This is a genomic window from Streptomyces sp. NBC_01190, assembly GCF_045039895.1.
Lineage (GTDB): Bacteria > Actinomycetota > Actinomycetes > Streptomycetales > Streptomycetaceae > Actinacidiphila.
Map to the genome: position 1 here is coordinate 777,212 of NZ_CP108580.1, position 25,486 is coordinate 802,697.

Here is a 25,486-nt window from a genome sequence, read left to right on the forward strand (position 1 = left end):
TACTGTCAGGGCGGCGACCGGGCTGCCACCGGATCGGGTATCTCGCCCCGGGTGGTGCCGGTTTGCCGTGTGACCGGTGACGGGGAGGGTCTGTGAGTCTCGGCGAACTGCTCGGCGTGCTGCGCCGCCGCTGGTATCTGATGGGGCCGCTGACCCTGCTGTCGCTGCTCGCCGGCGGGTATCTCTACACCTCGGTGCCGGTGGTGTACGCGTCGCAGAGTTCCATCTCGCTGCTGGACTCCTCCGCGGTCGCCAAGCTCGCGCCCACCTTCGGCAATCCGATCTCCAATGCCGGCGGTACGCTGGTGGGCACCGCCGACGTGCTGATCAAGACACTCCAATCGGCTGACTCCGCCCGCGACTTGGGCAACCGCGAGGTGACCGACCCGTACACCGTGGGCTTCGCGGCGAACGCGTCGGGGCCGCTGCTGACCCTCCAGGTCAGCGGCAAGGGACGCGACAAGGTGCTCAAGGAGACCGAGACGCTGACCGCCTTCGCCGGTGAGCAGCTCCGGGCGCTCCAGTCCGCCGCGCGGGTCTCGCCCCAGTACTACGTCACCGCCGCCCCGATCGTGCTGCCGCAGACGCCGGTCTCCCAGCTCAAGAGCCGCTATCAGTACGTGGCTTCGGTGGTCATCGCGGGCACCATGTCGGGGTTCCTGCTCAGCTTCGCGGCGGAGAGCTGGTCGCTGAGCCGGCACCGCCGGCACCGCGGACCGCTCCCGCCGTCCCGGGTACTGCCGGCCGTGCGGTGGACCCGGCAGCGCGGCCTGTTGCGCCGCCCGCTCGACGCCACCACCATCCTCACCGGCTATCTGCTGCTGGCCTTCTTCATCCCCTCCAACCTCACGCTGCCCGCGCTCGGCGGGGTCGGCACCCCGGCCAACGTCTTCGCGCTGCTCGGCCTCTTCTGGTACGTGGCGTCCTGGCTCACCGGGCGGATGATGCCGGCGCCGGGCACCCGGGTGCCGCGGCTGGCGATGAGCCTGCTCTCCGCCGCCGTCCTGCTGGCCTACGTGGCCGACGCGACCCGCAGCAGCTCGCACGAGGAGGTGCTCGGCGCCGACCGGGGCCTGATCGGGCTGCTGGTGTGGGTGGCGCTGGTGGTCCTCGCCTCGTCGGGCATCCCCGACCGCGACCGGCTGGACACGCTGATGCGCCGGGTGGTGGTGATGGGCACGGTGGTCGCGGCCATCGGTTACTACGACTTCTTCGCCAGGACCAACATCGCCGACTCGATCAGCGTCCCGGGGCTGCACGCCAGTGTCGCGCAGATCTCCGCGATGGCCAGGGGCTCCTTCACCCGGCCGCGCTCGACCACGGCGCATCCGCTGGAGTTCGGCGGGATGCTCGCCATCCTGCTGCCGTTCGCCATCCAGCAGGCGTTCGACCCGGTGCGGAGGAACGCGTCCTGGCTGCGGCGCTGGGGGCCGGTCGCCATCATGGGCGGCGCGCTGCCGCTGACCGTGTCGCGCACCTCGATCATCGGGGCCGCGCTCGTCGTCGCGGTGATGGTGCCGCGCTGGAAGCCGGCGCGGCGCTGGACCGCCATCGGCTTGCTGGTGGCCTCCGTCGGGGTCTTCAAGGTGCTGGTGCCCGGCTTGATCGGGACGATCACCGCGCTCTTCTCGACCTTCCTGTCGAACTCCGACAGCAGTACCCAGGCCCGCACCGTCAAGTACTCGGCGATCTTCCCGTATCTGCGGGAACGGCCGCTGTTCGGCCGGGGGTTCGGGACGTTCACCCCCGACCTCTACTTCTTCACCGACAACCAGTACATGCTGACGGCGGCCGAGATGGGCCTGCTCGGTGTGCTGGCGCTGCTGGTGCTCTTCGCCACCGGCATCCACCAGGGCGGCTCGATACGGCGGCTGGCCCGTACCGAGTCCGACCGGGAACTGGGCCAGGCGTTCTTCGCCTCGTCGGTGGTGGCCCTGGTGATCAGCGCGACCTTCGACGCGCTCAGCTTCCCGATGTACGCGGGGATGTTCTTCCTGGTCCTCGGCGCCGGCGGCAGCTACCTCGGCTTCCTCAGGCGCGACATCGCGGGCGGCCCGGCCACCGCCACCGAGGCCGACCGGCCCGCCGTACCCGCCGCCCGCGCGGCGCGACCCGAACTCGTGGAGTCCTGATGCCCGTCAAGACCTCGGCCACCGGTCCGGTCGCCGTCCTCGTCGTCACCTGGAACAGCGCCGCCGTGCTCCCGGAGTTCCTCGCCTCGCTGCCGGCGGGCATGGACGGGGTGGACTGGCGGCTGGTGGTCGCCGACAACGACTCGGCGGACGACACGGTCGCGGTGCTCCGCGCCCTGGCGCCGGACGCCACCGTGGTGCAGACCGGCCGCAACGCCGGCTACGCGGCCGGCATCAACGCCGCGCTCGACGCCACCGCCGGCTGGGAGACCGGCGTCCGGGCGGCGCTGATCAGCAACCCGGACGTCCGGATGCGGCGGGGCTGCGCCCAAACCCTGCTGGCGGCGCTGGGCACGCCGCTGCCCGGCGGCGACCGGGTCGGCATCAGCGTCCCGCTGCTCTACGAGGAGGACGGCGCCACCGTGGTCCACTCGCTGCGCCGGGCGCCGACCGTGGCCAGGGCGTTCGGCGAGGCGATGATCGGCAACCGGCGGGCGGGGCGCTTCCCGGCGCTGGGCGAGCTCGTCACCGATCCGGCCGCCTACACCGGCAGGACCAGGGCGGACTGGGCGGCGGGCGCGCTGATGATGCTCTCCGGCGAGCTGCTCGACGCCTGCGGGCCGTGGGACGAGTTCTACTTCCTGTACTCGGAGGAGACCGAGTACTGCCTGCGGGCCGGCGACCGCGGTTTCGCCACCCGGCTGGAGCCGGCCGCTGCCGCGGTGCACCTCGGCGGCGACTCCAAGGTCTCGTCGTTCCTGTGGACGCTGCTGGTGCTCAACCGGGTGCGGCTGCACCGCCGCCGCCACGGCCGGCTGCCGGCCGTCGCGTTCTGGGCGGCGGTGCTGCTGCGGGAGTCGTCGCGGGCGCTGATCGGCAAGGCGCCGAGCCGGGCCGCGGTCGGCGCGCTGCTCAGTCCGGCGAAGCTGCGCGAGCGGCCGGGTCCGGCCCCGGCCGCGCCGCGCTCGGCGACCGCCTGACGGCTGGCAGGACCGGGTTCAGCCGGCGTTCTTGGGCCGGCAGACCATCGCGACGAAGTCGTGGCCCACCTCGGGCAGCGCCTCGTCCTCGGCGGCGAAAGCGCGGTCGAGCAGCGCCAGGGTCTCGGCGTCCTGGCCCAGGAAGTTGTGCGCGATGCCCGAGAGGGCGATGTGCAGCACCGTGCCGCCGTAGGGGCGCTCCTCCACCACGTCGAAGGTGCGGCGCACCGCGGGGAGCAGCGCGGCGGCGTCGACGGCTTCTGACGGGTCGTCGAGCACCATGGCCATCCGGCTCGGCCGCACCACCCGGCGCTTGATCCGCCCATCGGCCAATCGGCGCCGCTCCTCCGGTAGGTGGGCGAGCAGCTCGTTGGCCGCCGCCAACTGGCGGTCGGTCCACTGGAAGCGGGTCGGGCCGACGAACTCGTCGATCACGAACACGCCGTCGGGCCTGAGGAGTTCGGCCAGCCGCGGCAGCGTCAGGGCGAGCTGGTCGAAGTGGTGCAGCGACTGGAGCCCGAGCAGGACGTCGAAGCGCTCACCGTCGGCGGTCATCCGCTCGACATCGGCGACCCGGAACCGCAGGACGTCGGCGAGTCCCTGCTCGGCCGCGGTCTTGGTGGCGAACTCGATCCGGGCCGCGGCCACATCGACGCCTTCGAGCAGCGCGAAGGCCCCGGTCCTGGCCCAGATCAGCTCATTGCCGCCGGTGCCGCAGCCCAGCGACAGCCCGTGCAGGTCGTCCCGGGGCGCGAAGTGCTTGCTCGCCACGTGGGCCGGGAAGGAGGTGTCCGCGTCACCGGTCATCAGCAGATTCCACCGCTTGACCACGGCGGGCACGGCCCACCACTCGGTCATCGACGGCTCGACCTCGGTCCAGTGCTCGACCACCCGGGCGCCACCGCGCACCCGCAACTTGGCGACCACCGGGTTGAGTTCGAGCCGCCGCACCTTGCGCAGCAGCCGATCGGCGTCATGCCGGTTGACCAGATTGTTCAGCACCGCGAGCCCCCTCGCCCTGTGGGCCCGCTCTGCCCGGCCCCCCGCACCACCTTAGGGTGCGCAGGGGTGATTTTCCGGGCAGACCGTGTAATCCGGGGCCCGGCCCGATCAGCCGTCCCAGGCGGTGTAGAAGCTGTCCTGGTTCACCAGATAGCGGACCGTGGGGCTCGGCAGATGCCGTATCCGATGGCTCCGGGCGTAGCGCCTGATGAGCTCCCAGTCCTCCCGCGGCAGCACGTCGGGCGTACGCCGCAGCCGGCTGAAGTGCAGCGCCCGGTTGCGGCGCGCGACGAAGGCGTTGGTGTCGAGGAAGGACTCGTGAGCGGCCCTGCGGCGGTCGAAGGGCACCGACAGGATGTCCATCTGGGTGCCGTCGGGCCGCAGCCGGCGCAGCGCGGTGTAGACGCCGTCGGGGGCGCCCGGGGCCTCCAGGACGGCGAGTGCCTGTGCCAGGTGGTCGGGCTCCCACAGATTGTCGTCGTCGAGGAAGGCGACATAGCGCGAGCTGGTGAGCCGGATGCCGACGTTGCGGACGACGCCCGCGACGCCGGTGTTCCGGGCCAGCGAGACGGCGAACAGCCGTGGGTCCGCGGGGAGTTCGGGCAGCCCGGCGCCGTCGTCCACCACCATGACGACATGGTCGGAGACACTCTGCGCGAGCGCGGCGCCGACCGCCCGCAGCAGCGCCTCGGGCCGCCGGTGGGTGGCGATCACGGTGGCCACCAGCGCCTCTGGCGGCTGCCGCGCCCCGGCCGCCAACCGCTTGACCTCAGCGTTCTCGGTGCGGCGCAGCCGGACCGCGGACGGGGCGAGCAGCACCTTGTTCCGCGCTTCGAAGAGCACCAGCCAGCCGAAGATCCGTTTGAGCAGCTCCCAGGGAGCACGTGCCGCAGTTCGCATGACGTCCTCGCTCCGCGGCCGGTCAGGCCGCGGGTTCGGGAAGGACCGGGGTGCCGTCGGACATCCGGTTGCCGCTCCACACATTGCCCTCACCGGCCGCGTTCCAGGCGGCGATGGGGCCGTAGGCACCGCACTTGGGGTGGTACTGGGTGGAGAAGACGTTGTCGGTGACCTGGATGTGGTTGGCGCCGTCGCCGCCCCCGTACAGCGCGTAGGCTCCGCCGGCCAGCCAGTTGCCGTCGACGGTGGTGTGGGTGACCGGGGCGGTGTCCGCGTAGAGGCCGACGCTGGCGGAGGCGCCCTTGTCGATGGGGGTGGCGTTGAGCAGGGTATTGTGGCGGATGATCAGTTCGCCGGTGCCGCCACCGTCACTGATCACGGCGTCGGTGTGCTGGTATTCACCGCCCTGGTTGATGAACGGGACGAAGTCGTGCACGTAGTTGTCGTGGATCGTGCCCTGGCCCATGGACAGCGCGTTGCCGAAGGCCGAGACGTCGTTCCAGCCGACCTCGATGGAGCTGCCGCCCATGTTGGAGACGGCGTAGTCCTCGCCGCCGTTGTCCTGCCCCTTGCCGGGCACACCGATGATCTCGTTGTGCAGCACGCGCAGCCCGTGGAAGCCGGGGCGGAGGTTGACGCCCCACCAGTTGGTGGAGGCGATCCGGCTGTCGATGACCGTCACGTTGTTGGCGTAGATGTCGAGCGAGCCGGTCAGGTCCCAGCCGCGGATCACCTGGTTGTCGGATCTGATCGTCATGTCGCCGGTCTTGTGGGCGCTTAACGCCAGCCGGGGACCGGTGACGCTCGCGTCGGGGAATCCGCAGGCGGCCGGCGCGGCGCAGGGTCCGCCGGGCCGGGGGGCGCCGGTGCGCGGCGGCGAGGTGGTGTGCCGCGTCCGGCTGGGCGTGGGGGTGGGCCGGTCGATACCCGGCGCCTTCGCGTCACCGCCGGCGTCGACGGTGGGCCCCGTGGCGCGACGGCTTGCCGACGGCGACGGTGACCGGGAGTCCGCCGGGTCGAACTGACCCGGCGAGCATCTCAGCGCCTGCACCGGGCAGTCGGAGCCGGTGGTCCGGGTCTCCCCGGAGCGGCTGGCCAGGGCGATGGAGACGACGACGGCCAACACGGCCGCCACGGCGGCCAGCACGATCAGCCGGCTCTTCTTGCGCGGGTTTCCGGCTCTACCGGACATGGATTACCTCGTGTCGTTGGGGGCGGCGATGACGCCGCGGAGAAAGGCCCGGCTCGGCAGGACGCACACCGCGTAGCCGGCCATCGCGATCACGCCGATGGCCAGCAGCGCGGGCAGGCCGTCGCCGAGCAGGCGGCGCAGGCCGACGGTCACCGCGGTCATCGCGACACCGCCGACGGCGGGCCAGAGGCAGGCCCGGGCGATCCAGCGCAGTCCGATGCCGCCGCGCCGCAGCGCGAACAGGAACACCGGGACAACGACCCCGGCGGCCACCAGGACATGGCCCTGGGCGACACCGACGATGCCGTGCCGGTTGGCGGCGACGAGCAGGACGGGGATGAGGGCGACGAGCCACAGGCCCTGGACGATGAGGAGCAGCCGGCGCCGCCCGATCGCCACCAGGCAGTCGTAGGCGAGTTCGCAGCCGATCCGCACCAGGCCGAGGACCATCAGCCAGGGCAGCGCCTTGGCGGCGGGGTGCCACTCGTCGCCGTAGATGAGGTCGATGACGGGTGCGGCCAGCACGGCGAGCAGGACGCAGAGCGGGACGGTCCCGGTGATGAGGATGCCCAGGCCCCGGCTGAACCCCCGGGCGAGGGCGACGGGGGCGTCGGCGAGCCGGGAGAAGCCGGCGAAGGACACCCGGCGGGCGGCCTCGGAGATGATCCGGACCGGCCAGCCGGAGACGTTGAACGCCAGTACGTAGAAGCCGAGTTCGACCTTGCCGAGGGTGGAGCCGACCACCAGCGTGTCGACGTTGACCACGGCGAGTGCGAGCAGGCTGGCCCCCGCCAGCGGCAGGCCGAACCTGAGCAGCGCCCGGGCCTGTTCGGCGTTCCAGCCGAACTTCAGGGTGCCGGGGGCGGCCAGGCAGCAGCCGATGAGGGCGGCCGCGTTGCCGACGACCGCGCCCCAGGCGAAGCTCATCGCGCCCATGCCCGCGAAGGCGAGCAGCAGCGTCACCCCGGTGCTGAGCACGAAGTTGACGGCGTCGATGGCCAGTCGCCTGACCTGCTGGAAGTTGCGGGTGAGGAACCCGCCGGGCACTTGGGCCAGCCCGTCGAGGAGGACGCACAGACACATCACCCGCAGCACGCCCGCCGCGTCCGGCGAGCCGAGTCCGCGGGCGACGGCCGGTGCGACGGCGAAGAGCACGGCGTAGAGCAGACCGCTGGAAACGGTGCTGAGGGTGAGCACCGTCGGCGCGAACCGGCGCGGGTCCTCCTGCCAGCGGACGATCGCCAGGCCGACCCCGAGTTCATTGGCGGACAGCAGCACCAGCAGCACCGTCTGGGCGATGCCGTACACTCCCCAGGCCGCGGGGCCGAGGGCGAAGCGGGCCAGCACCACACCGGTGGCGAAGTTGCCGAGCCGGATGGCGACGGTGTTGATCAGGCTCCACCGGGCGGCCGAGCGGACCCGGTTGCCCAACGACGCCTCGCCCGGCGGGGGTTGTTCGGGCGCCGGCGGCAAAGTGCGCGGCGCTTCCGGCGGCAGCGGTACGGCGAACGGGAGGGGCGCCTCCCGGTCGGTGATCGCCCACGAGGGGGTCCGGCGGATGCTGGGGCCGGTGCGGGTCAGGGGTGGGGGTACGAGGGGCGCGGCGGTGTACCGGTCCGCCGCGCTCTCCGATGGCTGCGCCCTTTTCATGGGCCGACTCCTTGCCGGGCGGCTCGGGGAACGGTGGGTCACACGTAGCGGGGAGTCGGTGACTCCTCGGCCAGGTCGTCCGCCGGCTCCGCCGGGTCGGCCGGCTCGGCGGCGTCGCTGTCCGGCGTCCCGGTGGCGGCCGACCAGCGGGGAGCCGGGCGTGCGGCCCGCTCGGCGGACTCGGCCGGTTCGCCGGGTGCGCCCCCCGATCCGGCGGCGGCCGACGGGGGTTCAGGCGCCGAGCCCCGAGCGCCGGCCCGGCGGCGGCCGCCGGTGCCCGCGCCCCGGAAACGGGCCTCCACGTAGAAGGTCGCGACGAGGCTGACCACCAGGCCGAGCAGGGCGCCCATCGCCAGGTATTCGGTACGGGTCTTGGTCTGGGCGATGGGGATCTGCGGCGGGACGATCGTGGTCATCCGGATCATCGCCGCCGGTTTGACGGCCTGTTGGTCCTGGAGCACCTGGAGCCGCTTCGCCGCGTACTGCGTCAGCACCCGGTCCGTCCTGAGCACGGCGGCCGGGTCGGTGCCGGTGGCGGTCAGCCACATCAGCGGGCCGAGCGCGTTGTCCGCGATCTTCGCCGCCGGGGTGCCGGTCGCGCCCTGCTTCCGCAGATCCGACACCGAGGTGTCCGAGTTGAGGTTGCGGGCCAGGCTGTCGGCCATGCCGGTGAGCGAGGTCTGCGTGCTCAGGAACGGGTTGCCGTCGAAGTCCCTGGTGGCCAGTTCCGAGTTGAGGAGCATCACGGTGCTCTGCGACTGGTACGTGACGGGCACCGCCGTGTAGACCCCGGCCACCAGGACCGCGGTGAGCAGCAGACCGGGCACCAGCACGTACCAGCGTCTGCCCATGACACGGCAGATCTCAGCGAGATCCATGGTTCGTCTTCCCCCTCGCGACCCCGTGGTCCTTGGTCGTGAGCATATCGGTGGGCCGGATCCTGGTCGCTGCGGTGCCTCCTTCCAGCAACACGTCCGCTATGCGCACGCTCGCTCTGCCGTCCCACAGTTCGGGACGGCGCGGCGCCGGCGGGTCGGCCAGCACCCGGGCGGTGGTGGCGACGATCCGGTCGGGGTCCCGGCCGGCCAGCACATTGGTGCCCTGCTCGACGGTGACGGGGCGTTCGGTGTTGTCCCGCAGCGTCACACAGGGCACGCCGAGCGCGGTGGTCTCCTCCTGCACTCCCCCGGAGTCGGTCAGCACCACCCGGGCGCCGTCCTGGAGCGCGATGAAGTCGAGATAGCCGGCCGGCGGCACCAGCCGGACGCCGCCGGGTACGCCGAGTTCGGCGAGCCGGCCGGCCGCTCTCGGGTGGACCGGGAGCAACAGCGGGCAGTCGGCGGCGATTTCGCCGAGCGCCTTGAGCAGGCCGGCGAGCACCCCGGGGTCGTCGACGTTGGCCGGCCGGTGCAGGGTGACCAGGCCGTACTCCTTGGGAGTGAGCCCGTAGCGGTCGAGCACGTCGGAGCGGCGGGCCCGTTCCAGGTTGGCGAGCAGGGTGTCGATCATGACGTTGCCGACCACATGGATCTGGTCGTCGCGATAGCCCTCGGCGCGCAGATTGTCGGCGGCGTCGGGCGAGGGGGCCAGCAGATAGTCGCTGACCCGGTCGGTGACGACCCGGTTGACCTCCTCCGGCATGCCCCAGTCGCGGCTGCGCAGGCCCGCCTCGACATGGGCGAGCAGCGGTCCCGCCTTGGCGGTGACAAGCGCGCAGGCCAGGGTGGAGTTGATGTCCCCGACGACGACCACGATGTCCGGGGCGACCTCGGCGAGCAGCGGCTCGAAGGCGGTCATCACCCGACCGGTCTGCTCGGCGTGGCTGCCGGAGCCGACGCCGAGGAAGCGGTCGGGTGGCCGGATGCCGAGGTCGCGGAAGAAGACGTCGTTCATGGCGTCGTCGTAGTGCTGTCCGGTGTGCACCAGGACCACTTCGGCGCCGCGGCGCTCCAGGGCGTCCATCACCGGTTTGATCTTCATGTAGTTGGGGCGGGCGCCGGCGACGCAGACGATCTTCATCACGGAGTTGGCACGTTTCTCTGGCGGTTCGGCACGGTGGGCGTGGTCGGGTCCCGCCGGTCGGCCGGCGTCGGGGGTGTTGGCGGCGCTCATCGGTTCAGAGCACCTCGACCGTGGGTCCGGACAGCCGGCGGCGGCAGTCGAGGACGTGCGAGGCGTGCTGCGTCACCAGGTCGTAGTCGAAGGCGTCGTGGTCGGTGAGCAGCACGACCACGTCGGCGGCGGCCAGTTCCTTGCGGGTCAGCTCGACCCGGACCAGCCGGGGGTCGACGGCCGCGGTCTCCACCACGTGCGGGTCGGCGGCCCGCACCTTGGCGCCCATGTCCAGCAGGAGCTGGGAGATCCGCAGGGAGGGCGACTCGCGGGCGTCGCCGGTGTTCTTCTTGTAGGCGAGACCGAGCAGCAGCACCCGGGAGCCGTTGACAGAGCGGCGCCGCTTGTTGAAGGCGTCCATGATCCGGCGGGTGACGTAGTCGGGCATGTGGCCGTTGATGTCGTTGGCGAGCTCCACGAAGCGGAAGCTCTGGCCGAGTTCGCGCTGGACCCGCCAGGACAGGTAGGAGGGGTCGATCGGCAGGCAGTGGCCGCCGACGCCCGGTCCCGGGGTGAACTTCATGAAGCCGAACGGCTTGCTGGCGGCCGCGTCGATGGCCTGCCACACATCGATGTCGAGGTGCCGGGCGAACATCGCGATCTCGTTGACCAGCGCGATGTTGACGTGCCGGAAGGTGTTCTCCAGCAGCTTGGCGAGTTCGGCCTCCTTCGGCGAGCCGACCGGCACCGTGGTGTCGACCAGACCGTCGTAGAAGGACTGGACGGCCTTCAGCGAGGCCGCGTTGACGCCGGAGACGACCTTCGGGGTCTCCTTGAAACCCCATACCGGGTTGCCCGGGTCGATGCGCTCGGGGCTGTAGCCGAGGTGGAAGTCGGCGCCGGCGGTGAGTCCTGAGCCGTCCTCGAGCAGCGGGGCGAACAGCTCCTGGGTGGTGCCGGGGTAGGTGGTCGACTCCAGAATCACGGTGGCACCCGGCCGCAGGTAGCGGGCCAGGGTGCGGGCGGACTCCTCGATGTACCGCAGGTCGGGCAGGCCGTCGGTGAGCGGGGTCGGCACGGTCACCACGGCGATGTCGAAGCCGCCGCAGTCCCGCGCCGAGTCGCTGGCCCGGTAGGCGCCGCGGTCGGTGGCGGCGACGATCCGCTCGGCGGAGACGTCCTCCACGAAGGACACCCCGGCGGTCAGGCTCTTGACCCGGGCGGCGTCGACGTCGTACCCGATCACCTCATGGCCGACCTCGGCGGCGCGGATCGCCAGCGGCAGCCCTACGTATCCCTGTCCTACGACGACGACGCGCATCAAAGACTCCTCTTCGCGGAACCGGTCGCGGGTGTGCGGCGGACGAGCTCTCGGGCCGTCATCAGCAGGAAGGCCGCGTTGGTGGTGAGGTAGCGCCGGGCGAGGCGGCGCGGTTCCTGGAGCAGGCGGTAGAGCCATTCGAGGCCGAGCGCCTGCCAGGCCCGGGGTGCCCGCTTGGTGACCCCGGCGAGGATGTCGAAGGAGCCGCCGACGCCGTGCACGACGTGGACGCCGGTGCGCTTGCCGTACGCGGCGGTGAAGATCTCCTTCTTGGGCGAGGTCATGCCCAGGAAGAGCAGGTGGGCGCCGCTGTCCTGGATGGCGTCGGCGATGGCCTCCTGCTCGGCGTCCGCGAAGTAGCCGTTGCGGTGGCCGGCGATCCGCAGCGCGGGAAAGCGGGTCCGGACCTCGTCGATCATCCGGGCCAGCACCTCCTCCTTGGCACCGAGGAAGTAGACCGGGATGCCGAGCGGCTCGGCCGCGGCGAGCAGCCGCATGAACAGGTCGATGCCGGCCACCCGTTCGGGCAGCGGCCGGCGCAGCACCCGGGCGGCCCAGACCACGGCCTGGCCGTCGGCCACCACGAGGTCGCAGCCGGCGACGGCTTCGGCGAGCCGGGGGTCGCGCCGCATGTTGACCAGCTTGGCCGCGTTGACCACGCCGACCTCCAACGGACGGTGGGCGGCGACCGCTTCCAGGCAGCGGCTGACGGTCTGGTCCATGGTCAGCGCGTCGATCTCGACACCGAAGAGGAGCCGGCGGCTCATCCCTGGCCCTCCGTCGGGTCGTGCGGGGCGTGCAGGTCGTGGGCGTGCGGATCGTGCGGGGCCCGCGGATGGTCCGGCCCCGGCGCGGCGCGGTCCGCGGCGAGCCACGCGTGCAGCAGCCAGCCGAACTCGTAGGGCCGGCACTCGCGGTCGATCGTGGTGGGCCGGTAGATACGGTCGATCGGGGCGAGCCGCAGCGCGGGGGCGGCGCGGGTGGTGAGGCCGCGGGCCGCGCGGACCGCCTTCTTGGGGTCGCCGCGGTGGACCTTGCGCCAGGTGACGCCGAGCCGGTCCTGGATGACCGGCTCGGGTTCGGCGCCGGGTCCGGCCCCGGCGGCGAGTTCGGCCGGGCCGGCCATCCAGCTCAGCCCCAGCCGGATCGCCGCCCGGAAGTCGGTGCCGCCGGCGTCGGCGAGGTCGAAGAGCGCGGTGGGCGCCATCGCGTGCTGGTGCACGCTGTAGACGGGGTAGCCCTCGATGACCCGGCCGTTCCTGGCGTCGTAGTGCCACCACCACTGGCCCGCCTCGCCCTGGAGCTCGCAGATGCGCGCGGCGCAGGCGTCGGCCGCGGCGAGCGCGACCGGGTCGCCGCCGGCGGCGTGGGTGCGGGCCAGCGCCTGGAGCGGGTAGGTCTGGTCGGCGAAGCAGCTCACATGGGCGCGGTACCAGGGCACCAGCCCGGGTGCGGTGGCGTGCGGGAAGAGCGGGCCGTCCCCGACCCGGGAGCGCAGCAGGCGGTCCCGGGCGGCGGTGAGCCGCTGCTCGACGTCGACGGTGTCGCGGGCCGCGGCCAGGGCGGAGAGCACCCAGGCCGCCTCGACGGTGTACCGGGGGCCGCCGTCGGCGTCGAGCGCGGCCACCCGGTCGAGGGCGTCGGCGAGCTTGGGGTGGCCGGTCTCGGCGGCGGCCCAGGCGATCAGCGCCGCGTCGCCGAGGTTGGTCACCTCCGGCAGCTTCTGGACGAGCAGCCCGGTGAACTCCTCGGCGGTGTGGCCGCCGAGCACCGCGCGCTGCCGGTCCTCGGGCAGCAGGCGGGCGCCGAGCACGGTGATGGCCGCGTAGCGGGTGCTGTCACCGCGGCTCTCCAGCGCCCAGCCGCCGCCCGGCGCGGGCCTGGCGGCGCGGGTGAACACGAAGGTGTCCCGGTCCGGCAGGTACATCGCGGGCAGCCCCGCCTCCGCGAGCCCGAGCAGCCTCTCGGCGAGCGCGTGCAGCGGTGGATCCTCGCCGCTCAGGGCCAGCAAACGTGTGGTGGTCATCGTCCCCTCACAATGATCATGGGCACGCCAATGCCCGCGGGCGTACTCAACTCGCGTGCGTACACCGGAGAAGCGGCACGTGTGCCCGGCACGGGACACCGGCCCGGCGGTGTACGGCACACCCGCCGGGCTCGCTGCGGTCCGGCACACCAGCCCCCCTGGTCCCTGCGTCGATCGGTCCCGCCGCGGCCCCGCACCGCTTCGGGAACACCGGCGTTTTCGCCGTCACCGATCGTCCAACCCCCCACCGGACGGCCACCGTCGGCTCTCGTGGTCGCACCGGTTCGCACCGTGGAACACGATATGCCGATGGATATCCGCTGATTGACGTTTTGCGGAAACCCGGCACATCCCGCCCTGCCGCGTTCATCCGCCGTTCCGGTCCGGCGCCGGCTCATCCGACGTTCCGGTCCGGCGGGTCGGCGCCGTCAGCGCCGCTCGGTGAGCACGCCGTCCCGCTCGTCGTGCAGCGCGCCCGTCCGCGGGCACTCCCACACACCCGGCTCGCCGTCCCGCTCCGCGAGCCGTTCCCCGGCCCGGCCGACCCAGCCGATCCGCCGGGCCGGCACCCCGGCGACCAGCGCGAAGTCCGGTACGTCCCGGGTGACGACCGCGCCCGCCGCGACCAGCGCCCAGCGGCCCACCGCGACCGGCGCCACGCACACCGAGCGGGCGCCCAGCGACGCCCCCTCGGCGACCGTCACCGCGACCGGCTCCCAGTCGCCGCCGCGCTTGAGCTTGCCGGCCGGGTCGACCGAGCGCGGGAAGTAGTCGTTGGTGAGCACCGCGGCCGGCCCGACGAACACCCCGTCGGCCAGCTCGGCCGGCTCGTAGACCAGTGCGTAGTTCTGCAGCTTGACGTTGGCACCGATCCGTACGCCCGGCCCGACGTACGCGCCGCGGCCGATCACGCAGCCGGCGCCGAGCACGGCCTTCTCCCGGATCTGCGCCAACTCCCAGATGGTGGTGTTCTCCCCGACCTGCGCGGTCTCGTCGACCTGCGCGGTGGGCTGTGTCCTGACCGTCATGGCCCGACCTTCCCCCTGCGGGCCCTTCCCCAAGAGCCCTTCCCCGGACGGCCCCTGTGTGAAGGACCTGTGCAGGGCGAGCATAGGCGCTGACCGGCACCCGCGGGGCCGACTGGCGGAAGCCGCCGCTCCGTCCCGCACACGGGGTCCACAATGGCAGCCGGTCCAGCGGGGTCGGCGGCCGGTCCAGCGGGGTCGGCGGCGGGATCAGCGGCGGGGCGGCGTCAGGTCGGCAGCGGCCCGTCCAGGGGACGGTCAGGGACGTTCAGGGTCAATCGAGGAACAGGACAGCGTATGAGGCAGCTCGGCATCCCCGGGGCCTGGGTGCACGAACCGAAGGTTTTCGCCGACCCCAGGGGCGGCTTCCACGAGTGGTTCCGGGAGCCGGACTTCGTCGCCGCGACCGGCCGGCGGCTGCGGCTGGCCCAGGCCAACTACTCGGTATCCGTACGGGGATCGCTGCGCGGCGTCCACTTCGCCGACATACCGCCGGGCCAGGCCAAGTACGTCAAATGTGTGAGCGGCGCGGTGCTCGACGTCACGGTCGACCTGCGGGTCGGCTCGCCGGCCTTCGGCACCTGGGAGGCGGTCCGGCTCGACGACCGCGACCACGCGTCGGTGTTCCTGTCCGAGGGGCTCGGGCACGCCTTCATGGCACTGACCGAGCAGGCGGTGGTGGTCTACCTGTGCTCCGAGGGGTACGCGCCGGCCCGGGAGCACGGGGTGCATCCGCTGGACCCGGCGCTGGGCATCGAGTGGCCGGCCGGGATCGAGCCGCTGCTGTCGGCGAAGGACGCGGCGGCCCCCACCCTCGCCGAGGCCCGGGCGCGCGGGCTGCTGCCGTCCTATGCCGACGCTCTCGCCTATGGTGACGCGCTCAGGCCGGACTCCACTGCCCGGTCCGGTGATTGAAGCCGGTGTCGTCACCGCGCTGCGCCAGGATCTCCATCAGGTACTCGCCGTAGCCGCTCTTGCGCAGCGGCTCGGCGAGTGCCAGCAGCCGGCTGTCGTCGATGAGTCCGGCCAGCCAGGCGGCCTCCTCGACACAGCCGATCTTGAAGCCCTGCCGCTCCTCGACCACCCGGACGTACTCCGACGCCTGCACCAGGGACTGGAAGGTCCCGGTGTCCAGCCAGACGGTGCCGCGGTCCAGTACGGACACGGTGAGCCGGCCGCGTTCCAGGTACTCCTGGTTGACGTGGGATATCTCCAGTTCGCCGCGGGCGCTCGGGGTCAGCTTCCTGGCCACCGCGACCACGTCGCTGTCGTAGAAGTACAGCCCCGGTACGGCGTAACGGGACCTGGGGCGGGCGGGCTTCTCCTCGATGGAGAGCACCCTGCCCTCGGTGTCGAACTCCACCACGCCGTAGTCGGCGGGGTTGGCGACCGCGTGCGCGAAGACCACCCCGCCGTCCGGCTCGCGGTAGCCGCGCAGTTGGCGGCTGAGGCCGGCGCCGTGGAAGATGTTGTCGCCGAGGATCAGTGCCACCGGCTCCCCGCCGATGAAGCGCTCGCCGATGAGGAACGCCTCGGCGATGCCGGCCGGCCGCTCCTGGGCCGCGAACGTGAAGTCGAGCCCCCACTGGGAGCCGTCGCCGAGCAGCCGCTCGAACTGCGGCCGGTCCTCGGGGGTGGTGATGATCAGGATGTCCTTGACGCCCGCCATGACCAGGGTCGTCAGCGGGTAATAGATCATTGGTTTGTCGAAGACCGGCATCAGTTGCTTCGACACGGCCTTGGTGATCGGCCACAGTCGAGACCCGGTGCCGCCCGCGAGCACAATCCCACGCATGCCGGTGATGATAGCCATCGGGTCCGTTTCCCACCGTTGGACCGCGAACTTCCTTGGAAGTCCACGAAGTTCCCCGTATTTCCGGGAAAGGGCACCGACCGCGCCGCCGGCGTGACCTAGCATGACGGTCCCATGCGCATTCTCGTCACCGGCGGCGCCGGCTTCATCGGATCACAGTTCGTTCGGGCGGCACTCCGCGGCGAGTTGCCCTCGGGGCCGGGCGCCCGGGTCACCGTGCTCGACAACCTGTCGTACTCGGGCAACGAGGCGAACCTCGCCGATGTGGCCGGGCACGCCGACTATTCCTTCGTCTGCGGCGACATCCGCGACCGCGAGGTGGTGGACGCGGTGATGGCCGGTCAGGACGCGGTGGTGCACTTCGCCGCCGAGTCGCACGTGGACCGCTCCATCGTGGACGCCTCGCCCTTCGTGACGACCAATGTGCTCGGCACCCAGGTGCTGCTGGACGCGGCACTGCGCCACCGGGTGGGGCGGTTCGCCCATGTGTCGACCGACGAGGTCTACGGCTCGATCGCCGAGGGCACCTGGACCGAGCGGTCGCCGCTGTCGCCCAACTCGCCCTACTCCGCCTCGAAGGCGTCCTCGGATCTGATGGTGCTCGCCTACCACCGCACCCACGGCATGGACGTCACGGTGACCCGCTGCTCCAACAACTACGGGCGCTACCACTTCCCGGAGAAGATGATCCCGCTGTTCATCACCCGGCTGCTGGACGGCGGCACGGTGCCGCTCTACGGGGACGGCCGCAACGTCCGGGACTGGCTGCACGTCTCGGACCACTGCCGGGGGATCGACCTGGTGCTGCGGCAGGGCCGGTCCGGCGAGGTCTACCACATCGGCGGCGGAACCGAGATCACCAACCGCGAACTGACCGAGAAGCTGCTGCGGGCCTGCGGCGCCGGCTGGGACCGGGTCACCTATGTGGCCGACCGCAAGGGCCACGATCTGCGCTATTCGCTGGGCATCGACAAGATCCGGTCCGAGCTGGGCTACGAGCCGCTGACCGGTTTCGAGGAGGGGCTGGCCGACACGGTGGCCTGGTACCGGGACAACCGGGCCTGGTGGGAGCCGCTGGTGGCGAAGGCGGGGCTGCCGGAATGAGCCGCTGGCTGATCACCGGGGCGGCCGGCATGCTCGGCCGGGACCTGGTGGCGGTACTGGGCGCCGCACCCGGGATCTCGGTCACGGGTCTGACCCGCGAGGAACTCGACATCACCGACGCCGCCGCGGTGGACGCCGCGGTGGCCGGCCACGACATCGTGGTCAACGCGGCGGCCTGGACCGACGTCGACGGCGCCGAGCGGGACGAGGCGGCGGCCACCCGGATCAACGGCGAGGGCGTACACCAGGTGGCCAGGGCGTGCGCCCGGCACGGCGCGGCGCTGCTCCAGATCTCCACCGACTACGTCTTCGCCGGCGACGCGGACCGCCCGTACCGCGAGGACTTCCCCACCGGGCCGCTCGGCGCCTACGGCCGCGGCAAACTCGCCGGCGAGCTGGCGGTTCGCCAACTCCTGCCCGAGCGGGGCTTCGTGGTGCGGACCGCGTGGCTCTACGGCGAGCACGGCCGCAACTTCGTCGCCACCATGCTGGAACTGGCGGCCCGGCGGGACACCTTGGACGTGGTGGACGACCAGCTGGGGCAGCCCACCTGGAGCCGTTCGCTGGCGGTGCGGCTGGCCGCCCTCGGCGAGGCGGCGCTGGCCGGCCGGGCCCCCGCCGGGACCTACCACGGCACGGCGAGCGGGCAGGTGACCTGGTTCGGGCTGGCCCGGGCGGTGTTCGAGCTGTCCGGTCTCGACCCGGAGCGGATCCGCCCGACCACCTCGGACCGCTTCCCCCGACCGGCCCGGCGCCCCGCCTACAGCGTGCTGGGGCACGACGGCTGGGCGAGTGCCGGGTTGCCGCCGATGGCACCGTGGTCGGCGGACCTCGCCACGGCGCTCCCCTCGCTGCGCGCGGCCCTCCAGATACGCGATTCCTGATCGGCCGTCAAATCCGGCATTGCTCGCCGGAGCGGGCAAGTCACCCCCCGTTCCACGGCACTTGGCACGACCTTTGCCGATCGTTGACGCGGCCCTGTGCCACTCTCTGGTCATTGTCTGCACACTGACAAGCACTGGCGTCACGAAAACCCCACGACTGTGCGTCAGTTACGTCTGTCCCGCGTGTACCGGGAGAAGGAGCAGCATGTCGGCAACCACTCGCCTCACCGCCGTTTCCGCTGTGGCCGCAGCAGTCCTGTCCGCCCTCGCGACCGCGCCCGGCGCGGCCGCCACGACCGGCCACCCGTTCCGCCTCACCCCGCTGAGCAGCCACCGGATCATCAGCCCGGACGGACGCATCGCCCAGAGCACCAGCGGCAACTGGTCCGGCTACGCCGCCACCGGCTCCACCTTCAGCAGCGTCTCGGCGAGCTGGGTGCAGCCGTCGGTGACCTGCGGCAGCGGGACCGCGTACTCCTCCTTCTGGATCGGTCTCGACGGCGACGGCAGCAACTCCGTGGAGCAGACGGGCAGCGAGGCCGACTGCTCGGGCGGCCGCGCGCAGTACTACTCCTGGTACGAGATGTACCCGGCCTACCCGGTGAACTACAGCAACGCGGTCAGCCCGGGCGACCACTTCACGTCGACCGTCAGCGTGAGCGGCACCACCTACACGCTCACCCTCTCGGACACCACCAAGGGCTGGACCAAGACCACCACCAAGAAGCAGAGCGGTCTGTCCAACGCCTCCGCCGAGATCATCGCCGAGGCCCCCTCCAGCTCCAGCGGGGTGCTGCCGCTGGCGCACTTCAGCACGGCGTCGTTCAGCAACGCCAGCGCCAACGGCCAGCCGATCGGCAACTACAACCCGGACCGGATCAACATGGTCTCGGGCAGCACCACCAAGGCGACCACCTCCGCACTCTCCGGCGGCAACGCCTTCAGCGTCACCTGGAACCACAGCTAGCGGTTCGGCCGGTATCGGCCCGGGTGCTCTGACGAGGCGCCGGCCGCCCCTTTCGGGCGGCCGGCGCCTCATCGTTCACTCCACCTCGATGCCGGTGATCACCGGTTCCCCGAGCGAGGTCGACTCCGGCGGGACCCCGGCGGTGAGCAGCGCCGAGGCGGCGAGATCACGGGCCGCGTCGGAGGCCACCGTCTTGGTGTCGGCCTCGACCTCCATCCGCAGGCTGAACGCGGGGGTGCCGCTGTAGACGGTGAGGATGTCCAGGTCCTCTTCCTCCCCCGAGTCGGTGTGCGGGTTGATCGGACGGAGCGCCCGGACCAGCGCTTCCTGGGTTCCCTCGGGCGGGGCGTCGAGGAAGGTGCCGGGTACGGTGACGATGTATGTGGTCATAGGAAAACACCTGCCCTGAGAACGGGATCGGACCCTCCGTCTTCGACCGTACGGCGGACGGGGCCCGACCGGCCCCACCGGCCGGGCGGCGCGCTCGGCGTGCCGCCGTCAGGGTGGCGGCACGCCGAGCGCGCGGTGGCCGCGGCGTCCGGGTGGAGCCGGTGGGCCGCCGGCACCGGGGGTCCGGCTGGGGGATCTGTGGGTCACGGGACCGCGGGACCTCAGAAACGGACCAGACCGGGGTCGGCGACCTTCTCCCAGACCGCGGGCAGCCGGTGGCGGGCCTCGCGTGCCAGTTCGTCCTGGCGGCCGTGGAGACGGCCGTAGCCATAGGTGTCGTCACCGACGGCGCGCGCCGCGGCGGCCAGCTCCGGGAGGGCCGCGCGGGCCATCACCGCGTCCTGATGGTCGCCGAGCACCTGCTGTACGGCCTTGGTGCGCTTACGGAGGCGGGCGGCTTTCTTCCCGCCGTACGGCAGCGCGGTCTCCGCGGTGTGCCGGGCCCGGCGGGCCGCCTTGCGCGCCTCGTGCAGCGCCCGGTCCCGGTCCTGGCCGTGCGGATGGCAGCCGGCCTGTTCGGCGGCGGCCATCCGGGCCGCCAGTCGGCGCTGGTCGCGCGCCGCGACCTTCCGCAGGTGCTTGGCGGCGGGCTGGTCGGCCCGGCCGGGAAGCAGCGGCGGGGTGGCCCGGAGCCGCTCCAGGGAGTCGAGCAGCCGGTGGTAGCGCGGCGAGTCGAGCGCCTTCAGTGTGGCGCGGTGCGCTGTCCGATGGCGCTCCTCCTCCTGGGCCGCGATCCGGCGGGCCAGCTCCTTGCCCTCGGGGCCGCCGAGGTCACGCGCCTGTTTGCGCAGCCGGGCGGCGAGCACCTCGGAGTCGCGGGAGCCGCCGAGCGCCCCGGTCAGCCAGCGCAGTTCACCGGCCACCGTGTCGGTGCGCTCGCGGTCCAGGACCCGCTTGCTGCCGCGCAACAGGCTGCGCAGCCGCCGACTGGTGGACCGCATCTCGTGCACCGCGTCGGGTTGGTCGGCCCGCGCCGCCGCGTCGTAGGTGAGCAGCAGGCCGAGCTGTTCGGCGAAGCGGTTCAGTACCGCCTCGCCCGCCGAGCCGGGTGCCGGGCGGCGGTCCGGGCCGGTGGCGCCGGCCCTCGGCATCGAGCGGCCGGCGAGCGCGTGGTCGAGCTGGTGGGCGTCGGGCGCGGCGTGCCAGCCGTCGGCTTCGAGCTGCCGGGCGGTCGCCGCCAGCAGCACCCGGTCGCCCTGATCCCGCTCGACCCGGATCTCCGACCACTGGGTGATCTCGGTGCTGTTGCCATCCGCCGGCGGCGGGGCGGCGGCCGGCTTCCCGCGGCCGGCCGGCTTGGTCCCGGCGCCGCCGCCGCGCTTGGCGCCGCCCGCGCGGCCCGCGGCACGGCCCGGTCCGCCGGGGCTCAGCCGTTCGGCGCCGAGCACCTGGGCGGCCACCCGGTCCTCCGCCAGTTCGACGAGGCGGTGGTCCTGCTCGTCGAGCAGCAGCAGGCGGCGGCGGTGCGTCCGCAGATGCGCCACCGGGATCAAGCCGCCACCGCGTGAGTACGCCTTCAGATAGCGGTTCAGCTCACCGGGTACGGCGCCGGCCTTTCCCGCCCGCAGCGGGGCGTGCACCTCGCGCGGGTCCTCCCGGACGCCGTCGCCGCCGCTCGCCCCGTCGTCCGGCGGGCTCTCCCGGGGCAGCTTCACGTGCCAGCCCTCGTCCGCGCCGCCGCGCCGCCGCCGCAGCGTGATGCCGTGGGCGAGCAGCCGCAGGTCGGCCGTGTCGTAGTAGACGGCGTCCAGATCCTCGGGACGCTCCTCGCGCACCCGGGAGACCCCCGGCAGCCGCCGTAGCCGATCGGGGTCGAGCACGCCTGGCCCCTCGAACCTCGTTTCCTCTTCGCTCCGCATGGACGTCATAAGGTGCGGCTGCCCGGCTCCCGGCGTCCCATTCGGCCGGGGCCGGTCACCTGTCGCGGGGCCGGCGGGCCGTCCGACGGATCAGACTTTGCTCCCCTTGGCCCGTTTTGTCACAAAAGGCGCGGGTAGCGTCTGTGAACGGACGACAAGGGAGGCTTCCGCCCATGATGGACCAGGGACAGAACAAGACCGGCTCCGTGCGGGACGACGAGCTCAAGAGGGAGATGCAGGGTGAGCTCAAGGCGAACCGCGCGGTGGGGGTCGAGGAGGTGTACGAGCCGCAGCCGTCCGGCGAGGACCAGCCGGAAGCCGAGTTCGGCGGTTCGGTGTCCCCGGGCGCCCCGGCTCCCTCCGGGATGACGCCCCGGGACGTGGCGATCCGCAGCGAGCTGGCCCGGCATGTGGACCGCAGCGTCTTCCCGGCGAAGCGGTCGGCCCTGCTGAGCGCCCTGCACCGGCACAACGCCCCGGACCGGCTGGTGGACCTCGTCGCGGCGCTCCCCGCCGACGAGCATTACCCGAACATCCAGACCGTGGTCCAGGCGCTGGGTTTCGGCGTCGAGGACCGCAGGGACTAGCGCCACCGGCCGGCGGCCGGCCGACGACCGGCGGTGACCGGCCGGGACCGGCGGTGACCGGCAGCGGCTGAGGAGCCGGTCGGGCGGGCCGTGGGGGCCGCGGCCTCAGCTCGGGCGCGGGCCGAGGACGCAGAACTCGTTGCCCTCCGGATCGACGAGGACCACCCAGGAGTGCTCGTCGCCCTGACCGATGTCGGTGCGGCGGGCGCCGAGGGCGAGGAAGCGGTCCACCTCGGCGTCACGGTCGTCGGGGCGGAAGTCGAAGTGCAGCCGGTTCTTCACCGTCCGGGGGTCGTGGACCTCGACGAACACCAGGCCGGGGAGGCGGTCGGGCGCGGGCCTGATCTCATACTCGTCGGGTGCGTCATTGACCACCACCCAGCCGAGCGCGTCCGCCCACCAGCGGCCGAGCGCCGTCGGGTCCTCGGCGTCCACCACGACTTGCTCCCACTCCAAGGTCATGCGCAGAGCTTAAGGCCCGGGCGACCGGGACAATGGACCCTGCGGCGCCGGACCCGGACTCTCGTCCGCCGGTTGACGCGGCCGCACGACAAGCCGCACGACAAGGGGCGGGCCGGGCGGCGGACGGACGGGAGGACAGGCGTGGACGTGGACCTGAGAAAGCTGCGCTATTTCGTCGCGGTCGCCGAGGAGTTGCACTTCGGCCGGGCCGCGGCCCGGCTGCACATCGCCCAGCCGGTGCTGTCCCGGCAGGTCCGGGCGCTGGAGGACGAACTGCGGGCGCGGCTCTTCGACCGCGACCGCCGGGCCACCACGCTCACCGCGGCCGGCGAGCAGTTGCTCAGGGACGCGCCGGGGCTGCTGGCCGAGGCCGAGGCGCTGCGCCGCCGGGTGCGGCGGGCGGCGGACGGCGCCGCCGGCTTCACCGTGGCGTTCATGCCCGGTATCACCGTCACCGGTCCGGTCAAGGCGTTGCTGGCCCGGCACCCGGGCCTTGAGGTGCGGGTGCTGCGGACGGGCTGGCACGACCAGGCGGTGGTGGTGCTGGACGGCCGGGCCGACGTCAGCCTCGTACGGCTGCCGGTCGACCGCCGGGGGCTCAGGCTGCTGCCGCTCTTCACCGAGCCGCGGGTGGCGGTCCTGCCCCGGGGCCACCGGCTGGCCGGCAAGACCGCGCTCGGCATCGCCGACCTGGCCGACGACGTGCTCCTCCAGGACCCGGACGCGGTGCCCGAGTGGCGCGACCTCCCGCACCGCCGCGGCTCCGGGACCGGCGCGGGGACGGTCTCGGCGTCGGGGCCGGAACCACCGCTCCGTACGGTCGAGGAGAAGCTGGAGTACGTGGCGGCGCTGCACGGCGTGATCGTGCTGCCGCTCTCGGCCGCCGCCTACTACACACGGTCCGATGTGTGCCATGTCCCGATCGAGGACATCGCGCCGAATCAGGTGTGCCTGGCCTGGGACGAGGCCCACCGGGCGCCGCTGACCTCGGAGTTCGCCGAACTGGCCGCCGCGCACTTCGGCGGCGGGCCGGGGCCGGGGCCGGACCGGCCCGGACGATAGGTGCCGCGCCGCGCCGCGCCGTCCGTCAGGTGGCCGGCTCCTCGGCCAGTTCGGTGAGCGCGTCGAGGTGGGCGGGGGCCCAGCCGAGCTCACGGCGGGCGCGGGCGCTGGTGAACCGCTGGTCGAGGGCGAAGGCCTCGGCGACCGGGCCCATCCGCTCGACCGCCTGGTCGACGGTGAGCTGTTCGATGCTGCCGGGGTGACCGGCCGCCACCGAGAGCGCCTGGACGATGTCGGCCAGCCGAAGGTTCTCGGCGACGCCCGCGTACCGCGAGCCGGGCGCGGCGCCGAGTGCCAGCACATAGAGCTCGGCGATGTCGTCCACGTGCACCACCGACCAGTGGTTGGCGCCGTCGCCGATGACCGGGACGGCCCCGGTGGATCGGCCGGGCTCGGTGAAGAAGCCGGTGGGCAGCCCGGCGCCGTGGCCGTAGACCACGCCCGGCATGACCAGCACCGGGCGCCCGCCCCGGTCGGCGGCCGCGAGCACGGTTCGTTCGTTGCCCTGGAGCCAGGCGGCGACCCGCGGCGGGCGCTGCGGCGCCTCCTCGTCCGCCACCCCGTCGGTGTCGCCGTACACCCACACGCCGCCGGTGTGCACATAGGTGCCGCGGTCACCCAGCCCCTCCTGCATCGCGCGGGCGGCGTCGAGGATGTGCCGCGGGGCGTCCGGGCCGGTGCCCGCGCCGAGGTGGATGGCTCCGTCGGCCTCCGCCGCGGCCCGGCGCAGCACGTCGACATCGGTCAGCTCGCCGCGCACGGCGGTCGCGCCGAGGCTTGTGACCACGGCGGCGGACGCGTCGCTGCGGGCCAGCGCGGCGGCCTCGATGCCGTGCCGGGCCAGGGCTGCCAGGACGGAGCGGCCGAGGTAGCCGGAGCCGCCGGTGAGGAAGACACGCATGTCGGGGCCTTTCCAGTCGTTCGGGGTGATCGGCCGCCCATCGGGTCGGCCGTTTCCCACTCTGGGGCCGCCCGGGGGCCCGCGTCCAAGACCTGATCGCGCGCCTGTGATACCCGGCGGGCATCCAGGACCGAATGGGCGCACCCTGGGCGCGGGCCGGTGTCGGCGAGTCAACCGGTCGGCGCAAGATCACGACGTTTGCCCGGCTGGGGCAGACTGTCCCGGTGACCCCGCTCCCGCGGGGCGGGGCGGCGGCGCCGGGAACAGCCGGGAACAGTCAGAACGGTCAGAACAGCCCGAGCAGCCGAAACAGCCGGTACAGCCGAAACAGCAAGAACAGCCAGCAAACGGGGAGGCCGCGGTGAAGGTGATCGTCTTCGGTGCGTCGGGCATGGTGGGCCAGGGGGTGCTGCGGGCGTGCCTGGACGACCCGGCCGTGACCGAGGTGGTCGCGGTGGTCAGAAAGCCGCTGAAACGTTCCGACCAGCGGCTTCGTGAGGTCGCGCACCAGGATTTCACCGACTTCTCCGCGGTCGCCGGTGAACTGGCGGGCGCCGACGCCTGCTTCTACTGCCTCGGGGTGTCGTCGGCGGGCCGCGGCGAGGCCGAGTACGAACGGGTGACGTACGAGTACGCGCTCGCCGCGGCCCGCGCCGTCACGGCCGGCAACCCCGAACTGACCTTCACCTACGTCTCCGGCGAGGGCACCGACAGCAGTGAGCGCGGCCGGTCGGCGTGGGCCAGGATCAAGGGCAGGACCGAGAACGCGCTGCTCTCCATGGACATGCGCGCGTACATGTTCCGGCCCGGCTGGATCCAGCCGGTGCACGGTGAGACGTCCCGCACCCGCTGGTACCGGGTGCTGTACTCGCTGACCGGCTGGCTCTACCCGGTGCTGCGCCGGGTGGCGGCGGGCCATGTCACCACCACCGAGTCGCTGGGCCGGGCGATGCTGGCCGTGGTCAGGCTCGACGGCGGCGGGCCGCACATCCTGCACAGCCCGGAGATCAACCGGCTGGGGGCGTGACCCGATGCGGCGCGGGGACCGCGCGGTGGCCGTGAAGTGACGATTCGGCGAGTCGGGCGGTCTTCGCCCCGGGTCCGCATGCGGACCCCC

At 72.7% G+C, this 25,486-nt stretch carries 24 protein-coding genes; 9 read left to right on the forward strand and 15 right to left on the reverse strand.

The genetic code is table 11. From position 1 onward, the window contains the following. Positions 1–92: 92 nt before the first annotated feature. Positions 93–2,132, forward strand: coding sequence for an O-antigen ligase family protein (locus OG519_RS03330; protein ID WP_405578396.1), 2,040 nt, complete (start codon positions 93–95; stop codon positions 2,130–2,132). Beyond that, positions 2,132–3,112, forward strand: a complete 981-nt coding sequence (locus tag OG519_RS03335) for a glycosyltransferase (protein WP_405578398.1) — start codon at positions 2,132–2,134, stop codon at positions 3,110–3,112. Before OG519_RS03330 ends, OG519_RS03335 begins: the two co-directional genes overlap by 1 nt. Positions 3,113–3,130: 18 nt before the next feature. Here the strand turns inward: OG519_RS03335 and OG519_RS03340 are convergent, their stop codons facing one another. From OG519_RS03340 to OG519_RS03385, 10 genes are all read right to left on the reverse strand, one after another. Then, positions 3,131–4,114, reverse strand: coding sequence for a class I SAM-dependent methyltransferase (locus OG519_RS03340; protein ID WP_405578401.1), 984 nt, complete (start codon positions 4,112–4,114; stop codon positions 3,131–3,133). Positions 4,115–4,222: 108 nt separating this feature from the next. Further along, on the reverse strand, positions 4,223–5,014 hold the full coding sequence (locus tag OG519_RS03345) for a glycosyltransferase family 2 protein (RefSeq protein ID WP_405578403.1): 792 nt from the start codon (positions 5,012–5,014) through the stop codon (positions 4,223–4,225). Positions 5,015–5,036: 22 nt separating this feature from the next. Further along, a complete protein-coding gene (locus tag OG519_RS03350) occupies positions 5,037–6,206 on the reverse strand; it encodes a hypothetical protein (RefSeq protein WP_405578405.1) in 1,170 nt (389 codons plus the stop codon). Between the two features lie 3 nt (positions 6,207–6,209). Continuing rightward, the gene (locus tag OG519_RS03355) at positions 6,210–7,856 is read right to left on the reverse strand and encodes an oligosaccharide flippase family protein (RefSeq protein WP_405578408.1); all 1,647 of its coding nucleotides are present in this window, start codon (positions 7,854–7,856) and stop codon (positions 6,210–6,212) included. 38 nt (positions 7,857–7,894) lie between these two features. Beyond that, on the reverse strand, positions 7,895–8,734 hold the full coding sequence (locus OG519_RS03360) for a chain length determinant protein (protein WP_405578411.1): 840 nt from the start codon (positions 8,732–8,734) through the stop codon (positions 7,895–7,897). Then, the gene (gene wecB, locus OG519_RS03365; RefSeq protein WP_405578414.1) at positions 8,721–9,968 is read right to left on the reverse strand and encodes a non-hydrolyzing UDP-N-acetylglucosamine 2-epimerase; all 1,248 of its coding nucleotides are present in this window, start codon (positions 9,966–9,968) and stop codon (positions 8,721–8,723) included. The genes OG519_RS03360 and wecB overlap by 14 nt, the downstream gene beginning before the upstream one ends. A gap of 4 nt (positions 9,969–9,972) precedes the next feature. Then, positions 9,973–11,229, reverse strand: coding sequence for a nucleotide sugar dehydrogenase (locus OG519_RS03370; RefSeq protein ID WP_405578417.1), 1,257 nt, complete (start codon positions 11,227–11,229; stop codon positions 9,973–9,975). Next, a complete protein-coding gene (locus OG519_RS03375; RefSeq protein ID WP_405578420.1) occupies positions 11,229–11,996 on the reverse strand; it encodes a WecB/TagA/CpsF family glycosyltransferase in 768 nt (255 codons plus the stop codon). Before OG519_RS03375 ends, OG519_RS03370 begins: the two co-directional genes overlap by 1 nt. Next, a complete protein-coding gene (locus OG519_RS03380; protein ID WP_405578423.1) occupies positions 11,993–13,255 on the reverse strand; it encodes a hypothetical protein in 1,263 nt (420 codons plus the stop codon). Before OG519_RS03380 ends, OG519_RS03375 begins: the two co-directional genes overlap by 4 nt. Before the next feature lie 428 nt (positions 13,256–13,683). Next, on the reverse strand, positions 13,684–14,283 hold the full coding sequence (locus tag OG519_RS03385; RefSeq protein WP_405578426.1) for an acyltransferase: 600 nt from the start codon (positions 14,281–14,283) through the stop codon (positions 13,684–13,686). 294 nt (positions 14,284–14,577) lie between these two features. On the opposite strand from OG519_RS03385, the gene rfbC reads away from it, so the two are divergent. Continuing rightward, positions 14,578–15,195, forward strand: a complete 618-nt coding sequence (rfbC, locus tag OG519_RS03390; RefSeq protein ID WP_405578428.1) for a dTDP-4-dehydrorhamnose 3,5-epimerase — start codon at positions 14,578–14,580, stop codon at positions 15,193–15,195. Here the strand turns inward: rfbC and rfbA are convergent. Next, positions 15,161–16,075, reverse strand: coding sequence for a glucose-1-phosphate thymidylyltransferase RfbA (rfbA, locus tag OG519_RS03395; RefSeq protein WP_405578431.1), 915 nt, complete (start codon positions 16,073–16,075; stop codon positions 15,161–15,163). The two genes, rfbC and rfbA, sit on opposite strands and share 35 nt — an antisense overlap. A gap of 132 nt (positions 16,076–16,207) precedes the next feature. Between rfbA and rfbB the strand changes: the two genes are divergently transcribed. The 3 genes from rfbB (at position 16,208) to OG519_RS03410 (ending at position 19,048) form a co-directional block, all read left to right on the forward strand. Next, entirely contained in the window at positions 16,208–17,197 is a 990-nt protein-coding gene (gene rfbB, locus OG519_RS03400; protein ID WP_405578434.1) for a dTDP-glucose 4,6-dehydratase, read from the forward strand. After that, entirely contained in the window at positions 17,194–18,081 is an 888-nt protein-coding gene (rfbD, locus tag OG519_RS03405; protein WP_405578437.1) for a dTDP-4-dehydrorhamnose reductase, read from the forward strand. The genes rfbB and rfbD overlap by 4 nt, the downstream gene beginning before the upstream one ends. Before the next feature lie 205 nt (positions 18,082–18,286). After that, positions 18,287–19,048, forward strand: a complete 762-nt coding sequence (locus tag OG519_RS03410) for a G1 family glutamic endopeptidase (RefSeq protein WP_405578440.1) — start codon at positions 18,287–18,289, stop codon at positions 19,046–19,048. A 75-nt stretch (positions 19,049–19,123) separates the two neighbouring features. Here the strand turns inward: OG519_RS03410 and OG519_RS03415 are convergent, their stop codons facing one another. Together OG519_RS03415 and OG519_RS03420 are read right to left on the reverse strand one after the other, a co-directional pair. Further along, positions 19,124–19,438: a hypothetical protein gene (locus tag OG519_RS03415; RefSeq protein ID WP_405578442.1), complete on the reverse strand. Its 315-nt coding sequence runs from the start codon at positions 19,436–19,438 to the stop codon at positions 19,124–19,126. Between the two features lie 221 nt (positions 19,439–19,659). Beyond that, complete coding sequence (locus OG519_RS03420) at positions 19,660–21,318, reverse strand: CHAD domain-containing protein (protein WP_405578445.1); 1,659 nt, start codon at positions 21,316–21,318, stop codon at positions 19,660–19,662. 212 nt (positions 21,319–21,530) lie between these two features. Between OG519_RS03420 and OG519_RS03425 the strand changes: the two genes are divergently transcribed. Next, the gene (locus tag OG519_RS03425; protein ID WP_405578448.1) at positions 21,531–21,944 is read left to right on the forward strand and encodes a DUF2795 domain-containing protein; all 414 of its coding nucleotides are present in this window, start codon (positions 21,531–21,533) and stop codon (positions 21,942–21,944) included. 105 nt (positions 21,945–22,049) lie between these two features. Here OG519_RS03425 and OG519_RS03430 read toward each other — a convergent pair whose 3' ends face one another. Continuing rightward, on the reverse strand, positions 22,050–22,406 hold the full coding sequence (locus OG519_RS03430; RefSeq protein ID WP_405578450.1) for a VOC family protein: 357 nt from the start codon (positions 22,404–22,406) through the stop codon (positions 22,050–22,052). Positions 22,407–22,553: 147 nt separating this feature from the next. On the opposite strand from OG519_RS03430, the gene OG519_RS03435 reads away from it, so the two are divergent. Further along, entirely contained in the window at positions 22,554–23,468 is a 915-nt protein-coding gene (locus OG519_RS03435) for a LysR family transcriptional regulator (RefSeq protein ID WP_405578453.1), read from the forward strand. A gap of 25 nt (positions 23,469–23,493) precedes the next feature. On the opposite strand, the gene OG519_RS03440 is transcribed toward OG519_RS03435, so the two are convergent. Further along, positions 23,494–24,369, reverse strand: coding sequence for an NAD-dependent epimerase/dehydratase family protein (locus OG519_RS03440; protein WP_405578456.1), 876 nt, complete (start codon positions 24,367–24,369; stop codon positions 23,494–23,496). 361 nt (positions 24,370–24,730) lie between these two features. On the opposite strand from OG519_RS03440, the gene OG519_RS03445 reads away from it, so the two are divergent. Further along, a complete protein-coding gene (locus OG519_RS03445) occupies positions 24,731–25,396 on the forward strand; it encodes an NAD(P)H-binding protein (protein ID WP_405578459.1) in 666 nt (221 codons plus the stop codon). The last annotated feature ends 90 nt before the right edge of the window (positions 25,397–25,486 follow it).

Bases quoted from the DNA above. Each gene is read 5' to 3' on its own strand.
- OG519_RS03385 (WP_405578426.1), bottom strand. From the start codon at position 14,283: ATGACGGTCAGGACACAGCCCACCGCGCAGGTCGACGAGACCGCGCAG.
- OG519_RS03440 (WP_405578456.1), bottom strand. From the start codon at position 24,369: ATGCGTGTCTTCCTCACCGGCGGCTCCGGCTACCTCGGCCGCTCCGTC.
- OG519_RS03335 (WP_405578398.1), top strand. From the start codon at position 2,132: ATGCCCGTCAAGACCTCGGCCACCGGTCCGGTCGCCGTCCTCGTCGTC.
- OG519_RS03350 (WP_405578405.1), bottom strand. From the start codon at position 6,206: ATGTCCGGTAGAGCCGGAAACCCGCGCAAGAAGAGCCGGCTGATCGTG.
- rfbB (WP_405578434.1), top strand. From the start codon at position 16,208: ATGCGCATTCTCGTCACCGGCGGCGCCGGCTTCATCGGATCACAGTTC.
- rfbD (WP_405578437.1), top strand. From the start codon at position 17,194: ATGAGCCGCTGGCTGATCACCGGGGCGGCCGGCATGCTCGGCCGGGAC.
- OG519_RS03360 (WP_405578411.1), bottom strand. From the start codon at position 8,734: ATGGATCTCGCTGAGATCTGCCGTGTCATGGGCAGACGCTGGTACGTG.
- OG519_RS03345 (WP_405578403.1), bottom strand. From the start codon at position 5,014: ATGCGAACTGCGGCACGTGCTCCCTGGGAGCTGCTCAAACGGATCTTC.
- OG519_RS03415 (WP_405578442.1), bottom strand. From the start codon at position 19,438: ATGACCACATACATCGTCACCGTACCCGGCACCTTCCTCGACGCCCCG.
- OG519_RS03375 (WP_405578420.1), bottom strand. From the start codon at position 11,996: ATGAGCCGCCGGCTCCTCTTCGGTGTCGAGATCGACGCGCTGACCATG.
- wecB (WP_405578414.1), bottom strand. From the start codon at position 9,968: ATGAGCGCCGCCAACACCCCCGACGCCGGCCGACCGGCGGGACCCGAC.
- OG519_RS03410 (WP_405578440.1), top strand. From the start codon at position 18,287: ATGTCGGCAACCACTCGCCTCACCGCCGTTTCCGCTGTGGCCGCAGCA.
- OG519_RS03380 (WP_405578423.1), bottom strand. From the start codon at position 13,255: ATGACCACCACACGTTTGCTGGCCCTGAGCGGCGAGGATCCACCGCTG.
- rfbC (WP_405578428.1), top strand. From the start codon at position 14,578: ATGAGGCAGCTCGGCATCCCCGGGGCCTGGGTGCACGAACCGAAGGTT.
- OG519_RS03425 (WP_405578448.1), top strand. From the start codon at position 21,531: ATGATGGACCAGGGACAGAACAAGACCGGCTCCGTGCGGGACGACGAG.
- OG519_RS03430 (WP_405578450.1), bottom strand. From the start codon at position 22,406: ATGACCTTGGAGTGGGAGCAAGTCGTGGTGGACGCCGAGGACCCGACG.
- rfbA (WP_405578431.1), bottom strand. From the start codon at position 16,075: ATGCGTGGGATTGTGCTCGCGGGCGGCACCGGGTCTCGACTGTGGCCG.
- OG519_RS03370 (WP_405578417.1), bottom strand. From the start codon at position 11,229: ATGCGCGTCGTCGTCGTAGGACAGGGATACGTAGGGCTGCCGCTGGCG.
- OG519_RS03355 (WP_405578408.1), bottom strand. From the start codon at position 7,856: ATGAAAAGGGCGCAGCCATCGGAGAGCGCGGCGGACCGGTACACCGCC.